Source organism: Bacteroides sp. AM32-11AC, from assembly GCF_003603515.1.
In the GTDB taxonomy this organism is placed as follows: Bacteria; Bacteroidota; Bacteroidia; order Bacteroidales; family Bacteroidaceae; genus Bacteroides; species Bacteroides uniformis.
The window spans coordinates 120,588-137,432 of sequence record NZ_QTNH01000005.1 but is presented as its reverse complement, the minus strand read 5'-3'; the positions used below and the strand labels follow the sequence as shown (position 1 = coordinate 137,432).

The following is a 16,845-nucleotide window of genomic DNA, read 5'->3' as shown; positions in this document are numbered from 1 at the left end:
AACCGCAGACAGCTCTTTCTATTTATAACCGGCTCTTGTATATCTGTGCCATTGCCTTCTGATACTGGTTTTCCAGTTGCAGGAGGTTTGTCTTGCTTTGATAGACAACCGATATTTCAACGAAGTATTCAATCATACTGATTTGTCCTCCCATAAGTGCTTGTTTCAGTAAAGAAAGGTCTTGCTGTTGATGGAAGGTGCGCTCGTATTCCTCCATGGAAGCGTGCAGGTTCTTGGCCTCTTCATAGAGTTGCCACAAGGCGAAGCTGGCTTGCAGTGCGGCGTTCTCCTTTTGGTAGTCAATGTTGAGCGCTTGTGTCTTGGCTATCTTGACCTTATTGCGGTTTTCGAAAAGCGGGAAAGAGAAGCCTACTACTACACCGTTCAGCGGATGCCCCGATTCGGTATTTCTACGGTAACCCAGTTCCAGTTTGGGTAGCCAGCCTTGCTTGCTTGCCGAAATCTGTTTCCGGGCGGCAGAACTTTCACCCTGCAAGGATTGCAGGGTGGGGTCTGAAGCCAGCAGTTCGTCGGCCAGCGGGTGGAAGTCGGCCGGCAACGGCACTGCCGGGTATTCTGTCAATCCGAGTGTTTGGGCGTCGGGTGTGGTACCGGGTCTGGGACGTCCCGGTGTGAGCGGCTGGTTTCCGTTGAGGACAAGCAGCTCTTTCAGTTTATTGTTAAGTGCCGTCTGGTTCATGCGGGCTTCCGTGCGTACATTCAGCAACTCCAGATTAATCTTGTTGGTTTCCAGTGCATTGGCATCTCCCGTTTCCAAACGCCGGGTGTACATGGCCGACAGTTCCTCCGCATTCTTCAACCGTTCGTCGAGCAGGGCTTGCTGGCGTTGCAGCATGATGATGTCCAAGCATACTTCCTTCGCTTGCAACAATATCTGCTGGCGGAAGGCGGTGGCTTGTGCATCCAGTGCATTTGTCTTGAGTCGGTTCATCTTCCCTCGGGTGGCGTAAAGCGTGGGGAAGTCGAAGCTTTGCGAGATGACCATTTCGCCGACTGTCTCGTCACTGTTCTTGGAGTCCCAAAGGTGGGCGTATGACAGTGTAGGGTCGGGGAGGTTGTTGTTTGTCTTGTTCTCCAGTTTTTGTGAGGAAATGAGGTGGGAGTTAGCCTGCAATTCCTTGTTGTTGGCCTCTATCTGCTGGAGCACGGCATCAATGCCGGACGTTTGTGCGCTCATCCCCGCAAAAGCGAGGATGGCGGCGCTGAATATGAAAAATCTTTTATTCATTGTCTGACGTTTTAGGTTGTTGGTTATGGTGCATCATCAGGTAAACAATCGGAATGATGAAACCGTTCAGGAACGTGGATGTTAAAAGGCCGCCCAAGATAACCTTTGCCATCGGGCTTTGTATCTCGTTGCCCGGCAGGTCGCCACTGAGAGCCAGCGGGATAAGTGCCAGTGCACTGGATAGGGCGGTCATCAGGATTGGATTCAGACGGTCGAGCGAACCGCGGATAACGCTGTCGTAGACGCCATAGCCTTCTTCCTGCTGCAAGTGGTTGTAATGGCTGATGAGCAGCATTCCGTTTCGGGTGGCGATACCGAACAGTGAGATGAAACCGATGATGGCGGGGATACTCACTTCTCCCGTTGTGATGAGCAGGGCGAATACACCGCCTATCAATGCCAGCGGCAGATTGATAAGGATGATGGCACTCTCCTTCACACTGCGGAATTCATGGTAGAGGAGCAGGAATATCACCACGATGGACATGAACGAAGTAAGTGCCAGCGTGCGGCTTGCTGCCTGCTCGCTTTCGAATTGTCCGCCGTATTCGATGTGGTATCCTTCCGGCAGTTTGATTTGTGCGTCTACCTGGGCTTGTATATCATTGACTACACTTCGCAGGTCGCGGTCGGCCACGTTGGCGGAGATGACGATTTTACGCTTTACATTCTCGCGGCTGATGGTGTTCGGACCCATGGCCGAGCGGATTTCCGCTACATAGTTCAGTGGAATTTTCTGTCCGTCACCCGTATCAATCATCAAGTTGCGTATTTTTTCCATTTCGTCGCGTAGGTTGTCTTTCACGCGTACGGTCAGGTCGAAGCTCTTTCCCTTTTCGTAAACTTGGGAAACGGCTTCACCGGCCAGGCAGACATTGACAAACTCCGAAAATTCGGGCAGTGAAATGCCGTATTTGGCAAGCATTTCCCGTTTGGGTGAAATGACAAGTTGCGGACGCTCAATCTGCTGTTCCACGTTCAGGTCGGCAATACCGGGAATCCCCTGGATGGCACTCTTGATTTCATTGCCCAGAGTGAACATGCGGTTCAGGTCGTCGCCGAACAGTTTGATGGCGATGTTCGCCTTTGTACCGGATAGCATGGCGTCTATACGGTGGCTGATAGGCTGGCCTATTTCCACGTTTGCCCCTACAATGGTACCCAGTTTTTCGCGGACTTCTGCCACGAGCTCGCTGCGCGAGCGGTCTTTCAACTCAAACGGTGCCTCGATCTCAGAGACGTTTACTCCCAGAGCGTGTTCGTCCAGCTCTGCACGTCCCGTTTTACGGGCCACGGTCTGTATTTCGGGGATGGAAAGCAGCAGCTCCTCGGCACGGTGCCCCATCTTGTCGCTTTCTTCCAGGGAAATGCCTGGAAGCGAGGAGATATTGATGGTGAACGAACCTTCATTGAAAGGCGGCAGGAACGAGCGGCCCAGGGTGAAGAAACAGCCGAGCGCTACTACAAATAGTCCGATAGTACCTCCCAGTACCCCTTTCTTATGCCCCAATACGAAAGTCAGTGCAGAACCATACCATTGCTTCATCTTGCGTGCTACGGCAGAATCGCTGTTTTCGTTGTTTTGTTTTTTCGTTTTCTCTTTTCCCAATAGATAGGAGCAAAGTACCGGCGTTACGGTCAGTGCCACAACAGTTGAAGCCGCCAATGCCACAATGAACGCAATACCCAGTGGTACCAACATCCTACCTTCCATACCACTAAGGAAGAACAGTGGTACGAAGCTGACAATGATAATCAGCGTTGAATTGAGGATAGGCATACGCACTTCTTTCGAAGCATTGAACACCACTTCCAGAATAGGAAGTTGCTCGCCGGCAGGTTTCAGTCGGTTTTCGTGCAAACGCTTGTAGACATTCTCCACGTCCACGATGGCATCATCCACCAGCGAACCGATGGCGATAGCCATACCTCCCAGGCTCATGGTATTTATCGTAAAGCCCATATAGTGCAGGGCAAGGATGGAGGCAATCAGTGACAACGGCAGTGTCACCAGCGAGATGACTGTGGTACGTATGTTGGCAAGGAACAGGAAAAGCACGATGACAACGAAAATACCTCCCTCCAACAACGACTTCTGAACGTTTCCGATGGAACTTTCGATGAAACGGCTTTGACGGAAGATGTCTGTGGAAACCTTTACGTCCGCCGGTAGATTCTTCTGCAGGTCTTGCAGGGAAGCTTCCAGTTTGTCTGTAAGCTCCAGCGTGCTTGTGGCGGGTTGCTTGGTGACTGTCAGCAGTACGGCATGCTTACCGCGTTCCGAGGCGGTACCCAGTTTAGGAAGTTTGGCTCCGACTTGGACGTCGGCAATATCTTCCAGCAGGATAGGGGCGCCGGAGACTCCGTTGCTCCGCACCACGGCCTTGGCTATCTGGTCTACCTTGTCGGTAGAAAGTACGCCGCGTACGATATATTCATTGCCATATTCATAGAGCACTCCACCATTGGCATTCAGGTTCATTTCGCGGGTGATGTTCATCACTTCGCTCAATGTTACGCCGTAATGGCGCATCCGTTCCGGGTCCAGCTGCACTTGATATTCCTTGATGTCGCCACCCAGTACAGCAACTTGTGCCACACCGCCCGTAGAGAGCAGGCGGGGACGTATGGTCCAGTCGGCAATGGTACGCAAATCCAGCATAGAGGTCGAATCTGCTGTCAGACCTACAATCAACATCTCGCCCAAAATGGACGATTGTGGGCCTAGTGTCGGCTTGCCTACGTTGGCCGGTAAGGATTCGCTGACGACTGCCAGCTTCTCACTGACAATCTGCCGGGCAAGATAGATATCTGTATCCCAGTCGAATTCTACCCAGACTACAGAAAAACCGTTCGTTGAGGAAGAGCGTACACGGCGCACACCCGTTGCACCGTTTACAGCCGTTTCTACGGGAAAAGTGACCAGCTGTTCCACTTCCTCTGCTGCCATACCATTTGCTTCGGTCATGATGACCACGGTCGGCGCATTGAGGTCAGGGAACACATCCACTTCCGTATGCATGGCGGTATAAGTACCGCCAATCAGCAACAGCACCGATGCTACCAGCACCAGGATGCGGTTCTGAAGAGAAAAACCAATTATTTTGTTTAACATCTTTTTATTTACTATTTACAATGTACAATTGGGCTGCGCAATGTCAGCCGCACTTGCTGTTTTATCTAATATTTCTTGTTTATCTGACTTTACACTCCCCATTCGTCACGTAACCCTTATACTGCATAGCGAAATGGTACTTTGTAAATTGTCAAATTGTACATGAGATTAGTGTTCATGGCTATGTGCCGGAATAGCATTCGTTGCCGATGCCAGCTTCACTTGATAGGCTCCTTGGGTTACGACGCGATCGCCTGCTTTTATGCCGGAAAGGATTTGTACACTTTCGCCATTGTCGGCACCCAGGGTGACAAGCTGTTTTTTGTAGCCCTCTTCATCCAGTTGCAGGTAGACAAAGAAGCTGCCTTGTTCCTCGGTCAGCGCACTGTGAGGAAGAGACAACACGTTCTCCATTGGTGAGGATAATAGGAATACTTCTACAAACGAGCCGGGAATAACGTCTCCCTTATTGTCGAATTCAAAAGTTACGGGTACATAATATCCGTTCTCACCCGAAGCCTTTCCATAAGAAAGCATGCGCCCGCCCAGTTCTTTCAATGTATATACCTTATTATTATAAGGAGTACAGAAGTTGGCAGAACCGATGCTGTTTAGGTAAGGATAGTACTTTTCGGATACATCCGCACGCAGGAAAAGCTTGCGGTTCTGGGTGACGCTTACCAACGGCTGGCCGACGCTGACGTAGTCCCCTTCTTTCACCAACAGATTCTTCACATAACCGCTGATGGGAGAAACAACAGCCTGGCCGCTTGCCGAATGGTTCTTTGCGACTGCCTCGTAACTGATACGGGCATTTTCGTAAATCTGTTCGGCTTGCGCGAATTCCTTTTCAGATACGATTTTGTTGCCTACAAGCGCTTTCATACGCTCGTATTCTTTTTTGGAAACCTCGTAGGCTATCCGGGCTTTCTGCACCGGGTCTCCGTCGGCCATGTTTTTGGATGACAATACCACCAAAGGAGTACCTTTGCTGACACTCATTCCTTCGATAACTTTTCCCTTGAAGGAAACCACGCCTGCTACTGTAGCTACGGCTACGCTCTCGTCTCCCTGGGCTGCCATCACCTGGCCGCTGGTCTTGATGACTTGATGGAAACTACCCGGTTCAACAGTGCTGACTGCTACGCCGGCAGCTTGCGCCTTTGCTGGTGGCAGGATGATTTCATCGCTTCCTCCGGCATGGTTTTCCTGCTCTTCGTGCTCATGGTTGTGTCCCTCATGTTCGTGGTCATGTCCCTCGTGGTCATGTCCGTCATGATTGTGCTCTTCTGTTTCGTGATTATGTCCTTCGTGGCTGTCTCCGGACTTACTGTTACAGGAGCCTAAAAGGAATAATCCCAAGACTCCCATGAAAATAACTTTTTTCATGATGATATTTGTTCTTACTTTTTGATTTTGAATACAAAGTTAGGGCATAGGGCGTGCAACCAAATTGCATTGTTCCTTATGCCGGATAGAAATCTGTCCCGGTGATGTTCCGGTAACAGTTAAGCAAGAAGAGACGGAGGGGCACGAAGTCCCGTAGCACATATGATAAATGTGCTATGAAGAGATTCCAGATAGATACACTCCTGCCTGCTTATGTCAAACTCGGGTAGGATGAGTAACTTGGAAAAAGGTTCAATGAGTAGGGTAACTGCCCACAAGGCATCCGGATGTGAACACACATCATTGGAAGAGCTGGGCGTCTGTTGTACAAAGTGGGTTGTCATGCATCCCGTGTCGCAACAGCAGTGCTCGTTGCCCGGGCTATGACGGTGTCCGCAGCAATCGGCGGTGATATCATTCTTCATGCATATCATTCCGTCGGCATGATGATGGTGGGGAATGACGGGTATCACCAGCATTATCAAGCTGATGAAAAAAAGAATATAGGTTATGTACTGTTTCTTTTTCATTCCTCTATCTTTGGACGGATGCAAAGATAGAGGTTAAGGACTTAATTACCAAATAGAAAATGCTAAAAAGGTTTGAATAACATATTCAATCCCTCATTCATGCTGGGGTGGGTGAAAATGAAGTCCCGCAGGAAATGGTAACGCTGTCCCGTTTTCATGATTGATGCTACGGTATTGATTACTTCTGGTGCATCGGCACAAAGTAGGGTACAACCCAGAATCCGTCCGGTATGGATGTCTACAATAGCTTTGAGCATACCGTCTATGCTGTGTAGCGTACGGGCACGTGGAATCATGGCAGCAGGGATACGTGCCACATGTATGGAATAACCGTTCTTCATCGCTTCCTCTTCCGTCAGTCCTATATGTGCCAGCGGTGGGTCGGTGAAAATGGCAAAGGGGATTGGATACCGGTCTTTTGTACTCCTTTTTTTGTTTTCAAAGAGTTGATTACGGATGATACGGAAATCATCGATGGACAAGTAGTCGAACTGTTCGTCTCCTTTTACGTCCCCCAGGGCCCATACGTGTGGGGCTGTAGTCCGTAATTGGTTGTCGACAACGATGGCTCCCCGCTTGTCTGTTTGTATACCCGCTTTTTCCAGATTCAGCTCTGCAGTCATAGGCTTGCGACCGATGGCTACCAGCAAGGCATCTCCTTTCAGGTAGTAGGGAGTGCCGTTTGCACTGTCCGTATAGGTCAGAGTTATTCCTTCGGCTGTGTCGTACACGGATTGGACACGGGCGTTCAACCGGACATTGATACGTTTTCGGTTCAATGCTTCCAGCATGGAGGCGGCAATGTCGCGGTCCACTTTAGGCAGAAAGCGGTTTCCCGCTTCCAGCAGTGTGACATGGCTTCCAAAGCCTGCATACATAGTGGCAAACTCCAATCCGACAGCACCGCCGCCGATGACGAGCAGGTGTGCGGGCAGTTTGTTCGATTGCAGCAAGGTCTCACTGGTATATACGTACTTGCTCTCCTTGAGTCCGTCGATGGCAGGCAGGATAGGGGTGGACCCGGTGTTGATGAATATCTCTTTTCCCTCAAGAATCGTTTCGTCCTTGCCGGAGACTATACGGATTGTATTTTCGGACAAGAAAGAAGCAGTTCCGTCATAGAGGGTTATATTAGGCTTGTTTTTTACATTTTCATAATTTTTCTCACGCAGGAAGGATACAAGCTTGTCTTTCCGCGCCACGGCAAGTGCATACAGTTTGGACTGGTTCTTATAATCGTCATAGTATCTTTTTTCCGCATATTCCGATTCGTGAATCAGAGCTTTGGTAGGGATACATCCTACGTTTACACATGTTCCTCCGTACATCTGAGGGGAACGTTCCACGATGGCTACTTTCCAATTCCGTTCGGCCAGTTCGGCGGCCAATAACTTGCCGCCCTTGCCGAATCCTATTATGATGGCATCATATTGTTTCATTTTAATATCTCTTAGTTAAGTGTTTAGTAAAATGAAAACAATATGTATCGGCCATTTGTTCGGACGCCGGGTTTAGCAGATGCTTATCGTTCCAGTTCGCGGAGGGAGTCCATTTTCTTCTTTTCAAGGAATTCGTAGATGCCGCTCAAGTGCTCTTTCACTTGTTTGTTGCCGAATTCATATACCTTGCTTACCAGTCCGTCCAGGAAGTCACGGTCGTGGCTGACGAGGATAAGGGTACCGTCAAAATCCAGTAACGCTTGCTTCAGGATATCTTTGGTTTTCATGTCCAGATGGTTGGTCGGTTCGTCCAGTATCAGCAGATTCACCGGTTCGAGCAAAAGCTTTATCATGGTGAGGCGCGTGCGCTCTCCACCGGAAAGCACCTTGACCTTCTTCATGGACTCTTCGGGGCCACCGAACATGAAGGCACCCAGCAGGTCGCGTATCTTGTTGCGGATTTCCCCTTTTGCCACATCGTCGATGGTCTGGAATACGGTCAGGTTCTCATCCAACAATGAGGCCTGGTTTTGTGCGAAATATCCAATCTGCACGTTGTGTCCTATCGTGAGGGTGCCTTCATGTTCTATTTCCTTCATGATGCACTTCACTAACGTTGACTTTCCTTCACCGTTCTTACCAACGAAAGCAACCTTGTCTCCCCGTTCTATGGTGAGGTTGGCATTCTTGAAGACCACATGGTCACCGTAACTTTTCCCTACTCCCTCCATGATGACGGGATAATTGCCTGAGCGGGGAGAAGGAGGGAATTTGAGGCGTAACGCTGAAGTGTCTTCTTCATCCACTTCCAGCAGTTCCAGCTTCTCCAGCATTTTTACGCGGCTTTGCACTTGCAGGGTTTTGGAGTAGGTGCCTTTGAACCGTTCGATGAATTCCTTGGTTTCGGCAATGAACTTCTGCTGGTCGTCGTAGGCTTTCTGTTGCTGTTCGCGGCGTTCCTTGCGGAGTTCCAGGTATTTGGAGTAGTTTACTTTGTAATCGTATATCCGTCCCATGGTCACTTCAATGGTACGGGTGGTGATGTTGTCTACGAATTTACGGTCGTGGCTGATGACGATGACAGCCTTTCCATTGCTGATAAGGAAATCTTCCAGCCATTGTATGGATTCTATGTCCAGATGGTTGGTAGGCTCGTCTAGCAACAGCACGTCAGGCTTTTGCAGCAACAGCTTGGCAAGCTCGATGCGCATGCGCCATCCGCCGCTGAAGTCACTGGTCTGGCGGTTGAAGTCTTCGCGTACAAAGCCCAGTCCGAGCAGTGCTTTTTCCACATCCTCCTCGTAATTGGTGGAGTCGATGGCATAGAACTTTTCGCTTAAGGCGGAGACATTCTCGATAAGTTCCATGTAGCTGTCGCTTTCGTAGTCGGTACGCGTTTCCAGTTCCTTGTTGAGGCGCTCTATTTCAGCTTCCATTTCATGCAGGTGGGCAAAGGCTTGCGCCGCTTCCTGGAATACGGTACGTCCGTCTTCCGTCATAAGGTGCTGTGGAAGGTAAGCTATGACACTGTCCTTGGGGGCTGAGATTTTTCCACGGGTAGGTTGTCTTACACCTGCCAGGATTTTCAACAATGTACTTTTCCCCGCTCCATTTTTACCCATCAGGGCGATACGGTCTTTTTCGTTGATAACGAAAGATATGTCACTGAATAAAGTAGTTCCGCCGAATTCTACGGCCAGCCCGTCTATAGAAATCATTATATATTTTTTTAATGAGCTGCAAAGATAGTGCAAATCTATTATTTTTTATATCTTTGCCCCTATATAAACAAAACGCATAGGTCATGGAAATAGAAAAAGTGTCAGGAGATTACCGTCCGCTTATTCTGGTTGCGGAAGATGATGATAGTAACTTTAAACTGATAAAGGCTATTATCGGCAAGAAATGCGAGATACTATGGGCAAAGAATGGTGAGGATATTGTAAATTTGTTCGAAGAGAATCGCGACAAGGCGGAAGCTATTCTGATGGATATAAAAATGCCTATTATGAACGGGCTGGATGCTACGGTGATTATTCGCAAGAAGGATAAGGAACTTCCCATCATTATGCAGACCGCTTACGCCTTTACTGCCGACCGCGAAAAAGCCTTGGAGTGCGGAGCCTCGGAAGTGTTGGTAAAACCCATCACTCTGTCTGCTTTGCGTACATGTCTGAGCCGTTATTTACCTAAATTAGTTTGGTAAGGCTTTACTGATAATAAAAAGGGAACCGGATGACTAAGTAATGAATATATCATCCGGTTTCCTTCTTTTTATTCTTGTGCATTGTCTTTTCTCTCTTCCATCTTCTTTTTTACAAATTCGATTTTGAGATTGGCTTCTTCCATATTCTTCTTTATTTCCGTCATGGATGACAGCAGTTGTGCCAGTTCGTAGACGCTGGCAAGGGCCTGGCGGTCGGCGGCAGTCATGGTGATGGAATAGGGACGTTCCCCTTGATAGTTGACTTTGATATTCTTGTCCTTGTTCAGATAAAGGAACCCCATGACGTTTCCGTCTTCTCCCAGTTTGAAGTCTGCCTTTTCAATCTTTTCACCGAGGTCAGTGGTTTCGTAGCTGTCTTTGGCGGCGGGTGTTTCGGCAAAACTACCGTCGGGAGCAGTGACTTTGATGGCCACATGGTGGATATTATGGGCTCCGCAATAAATGGAAGTCATGCTCATGACTCCGTTTTCGTCTACCTGGAAGCGAAGGAAAGAGCGATGCAGATTTTTTTCTATCACTTGGGAAGGATGAAGGTAATTGCCGATATTCTGGTATTCGGCATCTTTTTCAAAAGTGTATTTCCCTTTGATTGCATCGAAATCCTTTTGCTTGGCTTGAAGCATACTGTCCAGATAGACCAGGCTCTTTTCCTGCTCTTTCAGTTCCACTTCCTGCATCAGGCCGATGCCTGCACGGCGAGTTTCAAACGCTTTGGGATAGAGCATCTTGATGCTGTCAATCAGAATCTTCGCTTCATTGTAGTTGCCGAGTTCAAACGCTTCGCGGGCAGCTTGTAGTTTTTCACCGGCCTTCTTCTCCACATCTTCGCAAGAGAAGAGTGTACAGCATAGGCATGCAAGGAGTATTACTTTTTTCATATTTGTTGTTCTTGGAGTTAGAGTCCACAAAAATAGAAATAATATCTTTATCTTTGCAGCATTTTAATGTGCAAATGTGCTAATAGACCATTAACACATTTGCGTATTCATTACATTAGCGCATTATTTATGATAGATTTGACGGCAGAAGAACTGAAGCAATATTTTAGTGATGATATATTCAAGCGGATATCCGAAACGGCTGATGAATTGGGATTGGAATGTTACGTAGTCGGTGGATATGTACGTGATATTTTCCTGCAACGTCCTTCCAAGGATATTGATGTGGTGGTGGTAGGCAGTGGCATTGCCATGGCCGAGGCGCTGGGTAAGCGTCTGGGGCGTGGGGCGCATGTTTCCGTCTTCAAGAATTTCGGTACGGCACAATTGAAGTACTATGGTACGGAAGTTGAGTTTGTGGGTGCAAGAAAAGAATCGTATACACACGATTCCCGCAAGCCTATTGTAGAGGACGGTACATTGGAGGATGACCAGAACCGCCGTGATTTTACCATCAATGCACTGGCTGTTTGCCTGAACCGGGTGCGTTATGGCGAGTTGGTCGACCCCTTTGGCGGTATTGGAGACTTGAAGGAAAAGACCATCCGGACTCCCCTCGACCCTGATATAACTTTCAGTGATGACCCTTTGCGCATGATGCGCTGTGTCCGTTTTGCCACCCAGCTGGGATTCTATATTGACGATGAGACATTCGATTCTCTGGAGCGTAATCGCGAACGCATCTCCATCATCTCCAAAGAACGCATTGCAGACGAACTGAACAAAATCATCTTGTCACCTATTCCGTCTAAGGGATTCATTGAGCTGGACCGCTGTGGTCTGCTGGAACTGATATTCCCGGAACTTGTCAGGCTGCAAGGCGTGGAGACGCGCAATGGACGCGCCCATAAGGACAATTTCTACCATACGCTCGAAGTACTCGACAACATCAGCAAGAAGACCGACAACCTTTGGCTACGCTGGGCAGCTCTTCTGCATGATATAGCCAAGCCTGCCACCAAGCGTTGGGAACCCCGTGCGGGCTGGACGTTCCATAACCATAATTTCATTGGCGAGAAGATGATACCCGATATTTTCCGCAAGATGAAGCTCCCTATGAATGAGAAGATGAAATATGTGCAGAAAATGGTGAGCCTGCACATGCGTCCCATTGTGATAGCGGATGATGTAGTGACCGACTCGGCAGTGCGTCGTCTCTTGTTTGAGGCAGGTGATGATATAGACGACCTGATGACACTGTGCGAAGCCGACATTACTTCCAAGAATATGGAGCGTAAGAAACGCTTCCTTAATAATTTTCAGTTGGTACGCCAGAAGCTGAAGGATTTGGAGGAACGCGACCGTATCCGTAATTTCCAGCCTCCGGTCAGTGGTGAAGAAATCATGAAGACTTTCGGCCTTTCTCCTTGCCAGCAGGTAGGTGCCTTGAAGAGTGCCATTAAGGATGCCATTTTGGACGGCATCATTCCCAATGAATACGAAGCCGCCCGTGCATTTATGTTGCAACGGGCGGAGAAGATGGGGCTTAAGGAGTTATGAGTTATAAGTTGCATGTTATGTACCATGCGTTATAACTCATAACTTATAACTTATAACTCTTCTTTTTCTACTTGGAACTTGCGGCTTACTTTCATCAGGTTGATGGTGTAGGTCACTACGTTCTGGGCTTCTTGTATCATAGTCAGGTATACCATGCTGACTTTGATGCTGCCGCTCTGGCTTTGGATGCGTTGCAGCTCTTCGCGTTTCAGGTGAGACAACTGTCCGTTGAGGTCGTTGGCTTTGCGAATCTCTGTTTCCAGTTCATCATAATTGTTCGTTTCCAGCTTGTGGCGGCATACTTGTAACAGATAGCAGATGTCTTCGGCTACGTCTGTAAATTCTCCTTTCTGAATGGCATCCAGCGGATTGAAGTTATTGTCTATATGCTCTAAGCAAGGTTCGCAAAGACGGCCTACGCTGTACACCAGTTCGCTGGCAAAGTCGTTGCCTTGATAGTAATAGAGTCCTTTTTCCAGTACGGTATTGTTGTCGAGACGGCACATGGCAAGTGTTCCGGTACGCTTCATCTGCTTGATGAGTTGTTTTTCGAATTTTACTGAGCCCATGGCACGACGCAGTCCGCGTAGATTCTCGTGTAGGAAGGAAGTGACGGTACGTTCAAAATTCTCTTCTGTGAATTCCATAATCTTCACCAGTTCTTCACGGGTATGCTTGCGGAGCAATTCGATGACTTCATTGTTGTCCGTACTCTTCATCAACTGTTTCAAGGTCTCGTTGCCTTTTTCTTTCTCCTTGCGCTTTTTGTACATCACTTGGCTACGAATCAGCATGAAGACTGCCAGACCAATCAGTGCCAGGATGGCAACCGTACCGCCGAAATGGATAATCAGTGCTACGAAGAAACAGATGGTGAACGCTGCTCCGGCAGTGATGAACCAACCGCCGATAACGCTGAGCACACCCGTAATGCGGAATACCGCCGAATCACGTCCCCAGGCACGGTCGGCAAGCGATGTACCCATGGCTACCATAAAGGTGACGTAAGTGGTGGAAAGGGGAAGTTTCAAGGAAGTTCCCAAGGCGATGAGCAGACCAGCCAATACGAGATTGACGGAGGCGCGAACCAAGTCAAAAGCGGCGCCGTCGGCTATGATGGCTTCATCCTTCTGGAAGCGTGTGTTCATCCACCGCTTGCTGCTTTCAGGCATCGTTTTGGATATTCCGTTAGCCAGAGTCATGCTGAAGCGTACCAGCGTACGGGCTATCGGGGTACTTCCGAAGTTCTCTTCACCGTCATCCTGGCGGGCAAGGTCCACGGAAGTCTTGATAACGTTGTGGGCTTTCTTGGATGTGCAGAGTGCATAAACCATAATGGCGCCTGCACCGATAAGGAAATACCACGGGGTTTTGGCTGCACCGAGGAGTGAGGACATCAGGAATCCGTCGGGGCCGGCGGCCGTACCATTGGCTGTATAGTCAATAAATGAGGAATATCCTGCGAGGGGGACACCGATAAAGTTCACCAAGTCATTGCCGGCAAAGGCAAGAGCGAGGGCGAAAGTACCCATCAGAACCACTACTTTGAAGACATTTATCTTGCACCAATGCAGTATCTGCATCAGTATGGTGAAGAATACAAAGAAACCGGTTATCAGCAATGCGGTATTGTCGTGTATCCATTGCTTGTTTTCAGGGGTCATGAATGAGCTGTCTTTCAGCCCCTTTATCAGCATGAAGTAGATGATGCTGGTGGCAGCTATACCACCGAACAGCGCGATGCTGTATTTCATGTTCTTCTTGTAGTTGAAGGTGAACACGATACGTGCCAGCCACTGTACCAGCATACCGAAGAAGAAGGCAATGGCTACGGATACAAAAATGGCCATGATGACAGACAGTGCCTTGTCTGTATTGATGAGGTCGCCCAGTCCCAATGCATCGCTATTATAGACCTTGATGAGCGCCAGTGCGAACGTACCTCCCAACAGTTCGAACACCATGGATACAGTGGTGGAGGTAGGCATTCCCATAGTGTTGAAGACATCTAATAGCACGACGTCCGTCAACATGACGGCAAGCAGAATGCACATGATTTCGGCAAAGTAGAAGTGCTCCGGTTGATAGATGCCGTGTCGTGCAATGTCCATCATGCCATTGCTGAGTGCCGCACCGATGAAGACGCCAATGCCTGCAATGAACAGTATGGTTTTGAAAGATGCTGCCTTTGCTCCGACAGCCGACTGAAGAAAATTGACCGCATCATTACTGACACCTACCACGAGGTCGAAAATCGCGAGTACGAACAGAAAGATGACGATACCCAGATAAATTGTTTCCATAGACATGTATTTTATTTCCGGCTGCAAAGGAAAGAGTTTGGTGTTGCAGGGAAATGTCATACATGTTACAGAAATGTTACAAATGTTTTGGAATAGAATGGTATTGTGCTAAGAGCGATTGCTCTTATTCTCCCAATAATCATTAATGTTAAGCATTTAAGAGTAACAATATAAGTATAATAGAAGAGTGGATGCTTTTGTGTTTCGTATTTGGTTATTTCTATGTTAAGCAGCCAAATTACTAGTTAATTGTTTGCAGATGTCGAGAATTCTTGCGAATATTGCATACAAGTTGTGTGTAGAATTGATTGTAATTAGAACTTTGATATTAAAAATCAAAGATGTATGTAACTTTTTTAATTCATTTATTAAATAAATGAATTCTACCAACGAGTATAGAAATATGAAAAACCATTTTTGTTTAAACCTATTCTTCTTACTATATTTGTTTTTTTGTGCTGGATGCAAGCAGCATATCTCAGATAGTGCTGCTAAGGCAAATGAGGCATTGTTTACTCAATTAGATAGTCTGATAGATAATTCTGATAAACTTATTTTGCAGAAAGAGGAGCGAATAGAGGCGTTGAAGCATTCACTAAGACAATCTAAGGCATTTGAGAAACAGTATGAACTTAATCAGGCTATTTATCAAGAATATCGCGTGTATGATGCAGATTCGGCTATGAAGTATACTACACAAAGCCTTGATTTAGCACGACAATATCATGATAAGAATCGTGAGATTGAATCTTTATTAGGTATTGGTTTTGTTTATACGGCTAATGGCTTGCTTAGTCAAGCCTCTGAAGTAATGCATTCACTCTGTTCTTCCAGTATGCCTCGCTACTTACGTTCGCGTTATTATGGTCAGATGCGTACTCTCTGCTCGCGGTTGCAACTCTATTCATTAGGTGATGATGCATTACATGAGCATTATGGTCAACTTTATGCGTTATATTCAGATTCAGTATTGCAGACGGCCACTCCTGACGAGCCACGCTACCTTTATAGCCGTGTGTGGAAATATCAAGATGTTCCCGGTGCACAACGTATTGCCATTAGGGATGAGTTGGAAAAGGAAAAACAACGTCTTCTACCTAATAGTCGTAATTATTCTATTTTAGCTTATAACTTGGCTCTACTTTATGAAAAAGAACACAACCATACCAAGTGGCTGGAAAATATGATTCTCTCAGGTATTGCTGATGTATATGCTGTGAATCGTGATATTGGTTCGTTGTATGCATTGGCTTCCTATTTATATGAACAAGGTCAGTTGGACCGAGCCTATCGTTATAGTACTTATTGTTCTGATATCGGTATAACTTTTAAGAGCCGTGTACGACTGCTTCATCAGCAGAAGTTGCAGAGAAGGATACATCAAAGCTACATTGAACGTGATCATATGCAACAGAAGCAGCTAAAGCTATTCCTTTTATTTATTAGTTTTCTCACTATTGTATTGCTGATAGCTCTTTTCTTTTTGAGAAGGCAAACAAGAAGACGTAGGAAAGCTTTGGTTGAGCTACATGTGGCCAATGGTAGATTGAAGAGTCTTAATAGTGAACTGCAAAAGCTCAATTTGGTTCTACGTGACACAAATTATATTAAGGAGGAGTATATTGGTCAGGTATTCAAACTTTGTTCATCCTATATTTGCCGTATGGAGGAGTATCGTAAAAAGTTAAACCGTAAATTAAAGGCTGGGCAACTTGAAGATTTAAAGAAGATGATTAGTTCTACTTCTACCATGAGCGATGAAATGAAGGATTTTTATGAGAAATTTGATTCCATTATTCTACATTTATACCCTGATTTTGTAGAGCACTTCAATAGTTTGCTACGTCCCGAAGAACATATTGAAGTGAAGTCTGGGCGGCTTAATACAGAACTTCGTATTCATGCTTTGATACGAATGGGGGTAACGGATAGTGAGAAGATTGCAGAATTTTTGCACTGTTCACTGCAAACCGTATATAATAATCGTTCTATAACTTTAAATAAATCTTCGCTCAGTAAGGAGGAATTTCTTCGAGCTGTGAAAGAGGTTTGTAAAAAGTAATTTGAAGACTGAGCGTTTCTCTCATTTTTTACCCACATGTATATAGATAATTGCCATTCAATAGCTTAATACTATCGAATGGCAATTATCTAT

Annotated in this window: 11 protein-coding genes; 3 read left to right on the top strand and 8 right to left on the bottom strand. The window is 47.0% G+C overall.

Annotation, left to right across the window (positions count from 1 at the left end):
- Positions 1–22: 22 nt before the first annotated feature.
- The 6 genes from DW800_RS06945 to DW800_RS06920 form a co-directional block, all read right to left on the bottom strand.
- Positions 23–1,249 (bottom strand): TolC family protein, encoded by a 1,227-nt coding sequence (locus DW800_RS06945; protein WP_117703643.1) that lies wholly within the window; start codon positions 1,247–1,249, stop codon positions 23–25.
- Positions 1,242–4,364 carry an efflux RND transporter permease subunit gene (locus DW800_RS06940; protein WP_057097545.1) on the bottom strand — a complete coding sequence of 1,041 codons (3,123 nt, stop codon included), beginning with the start codon at positions 4,362–4,364 and terminating at the stop codon, positions 1,242–1,244. The genes DW800_RS06945 and DW800_RS06940 overlap by 8 nt, the downstream gene beginning before the upstream one ends.
- Before the next feature lie 168 nt (positions 4,365–4,532).
- Positions 4,533–5,753, bottom strand: coding sequence for an efflux RND transporter periplasmic adaptor subunit (locus DW800_RS06935; protein WP_005833077.1), 1,221 nt, complete (start codon positions 5,751–5,753; stop codon positions 4,533–4,535).
- 119 nt (positions 5,754–5,872) lie between these two features.
- Complete coding sequence (locus DW800_RS06930) at positions 5,873–6,283, bottom strand: DUF6769 family protein (RefSeq protein ID WP_005827068.1); 411 nt, start codon at positions 6,281–6,283, stop codon at positions 5,873–5,875.
- A 62-nt stretch (positions 6,284–6,345) separates the two neighbouring features.
- Positions 6,346–7,722 (bottom strand): FAD-dependent oxidoreductase, encoded by a 1,377-nt coding sequence (locus DW800_RS06925; protein WP_005833075.1) that lies wholly within the window; start codon positions 7,720–7,722, stop codon positions 6,346–6,348.
- 83 nt (positions 7,723–7,805) lie between these two features.
- Positions 7,806–9,440 (bottom strand): ABC-F family ATP-binding cassette domain-containing protein, encoded by a 1,635-nt coding sequence (locus tag DW800_RS06920; RefSeq protein ID WP_117703644.1) that lies wholly within the window; start codon positions 9,438–9,440, stop codon positions 7,806–7,808.
- 86 nt (positions 9,441–9,526) lie between these two features.
- Here DW800_RS06920 and DW800_RS06915 point away from each other — a divergent pair, with 86 nt between their 5' ends.
- Positions 9,527–9,928, top strand: a complete 402-nt coding sequence (locus DW800_RS06915) for a response regulator (protein WP_005827060.1) — start codon at positions 9,527–9,529, stop codon at positions 9,926–9,928.
- A 68-nt stretch (positions 9,929–9,996) separates the two neighbouring features.
- On the opposite strand, the gene DW800_RS06910 is transcribed toward DW800_RS06915, so the two are convergent.
- Positions 9,997–10,827 carry a hypothetical protein gene (locus tag DW800_RS06910; protein ID WP_117703645.1) on the bottom strand — a complete coding sequence of 277 codons (831 nt, stop codon included), beginning with the start codon at positions 10,825–10,827 and terminating at the stop codon, positions 9,997–9,999.
- Positions 10,828–10,956: 129 nt separating this feature from the next.
- On the opposite strand from DW800_RS06910, the gene DW800_RS06905 reads away from it, so the two are divergent.
- Entirely contained in the window at positions 10,957–12,387 is a 1,431-nt protein-coding gene (locus DW800_RS06905; protein ID WP_008664002.1) for a CCA tRNA nucleotidyltransferase, read from the top strand.
- A 50-nt stretch (positions 12,388–12,437) separates the two neighbouring features.
- On the opposite strand, the gene DW800_RS06900 is transcribed toward DW800_RS06905, so the two are convergent.
- On the bottom strand, positions 12,438–14,690 hold the full coding sequence (locus DW800_RS06900) for an inorganic phosphate transporter (RefSeq protein ID WP_117703666.1): 2,253 nt from the start codon (positions 14,688–14,690) through the stop codon (positions 12,438–12,440).
- 403 nt (positions 14,691–15,093) lie between these two features.
- Here DW800_RS06900 and DW800_RS06895 point away from each other — a divergent pair, with 403 nt between their 5' ends.
- Positions 15,094–16,752, top strand: a complete 1,659-nt coding sequence (locus tag DW800_RS06895) for a DUF6377 domain-containing protein (protein WP_035449344.1) — start codon at positions 15,094–15,096, stop codon at positions 16,750–16,752.
- Positions 16,753–16,845 lie beyond the last annotated feature (93 nt).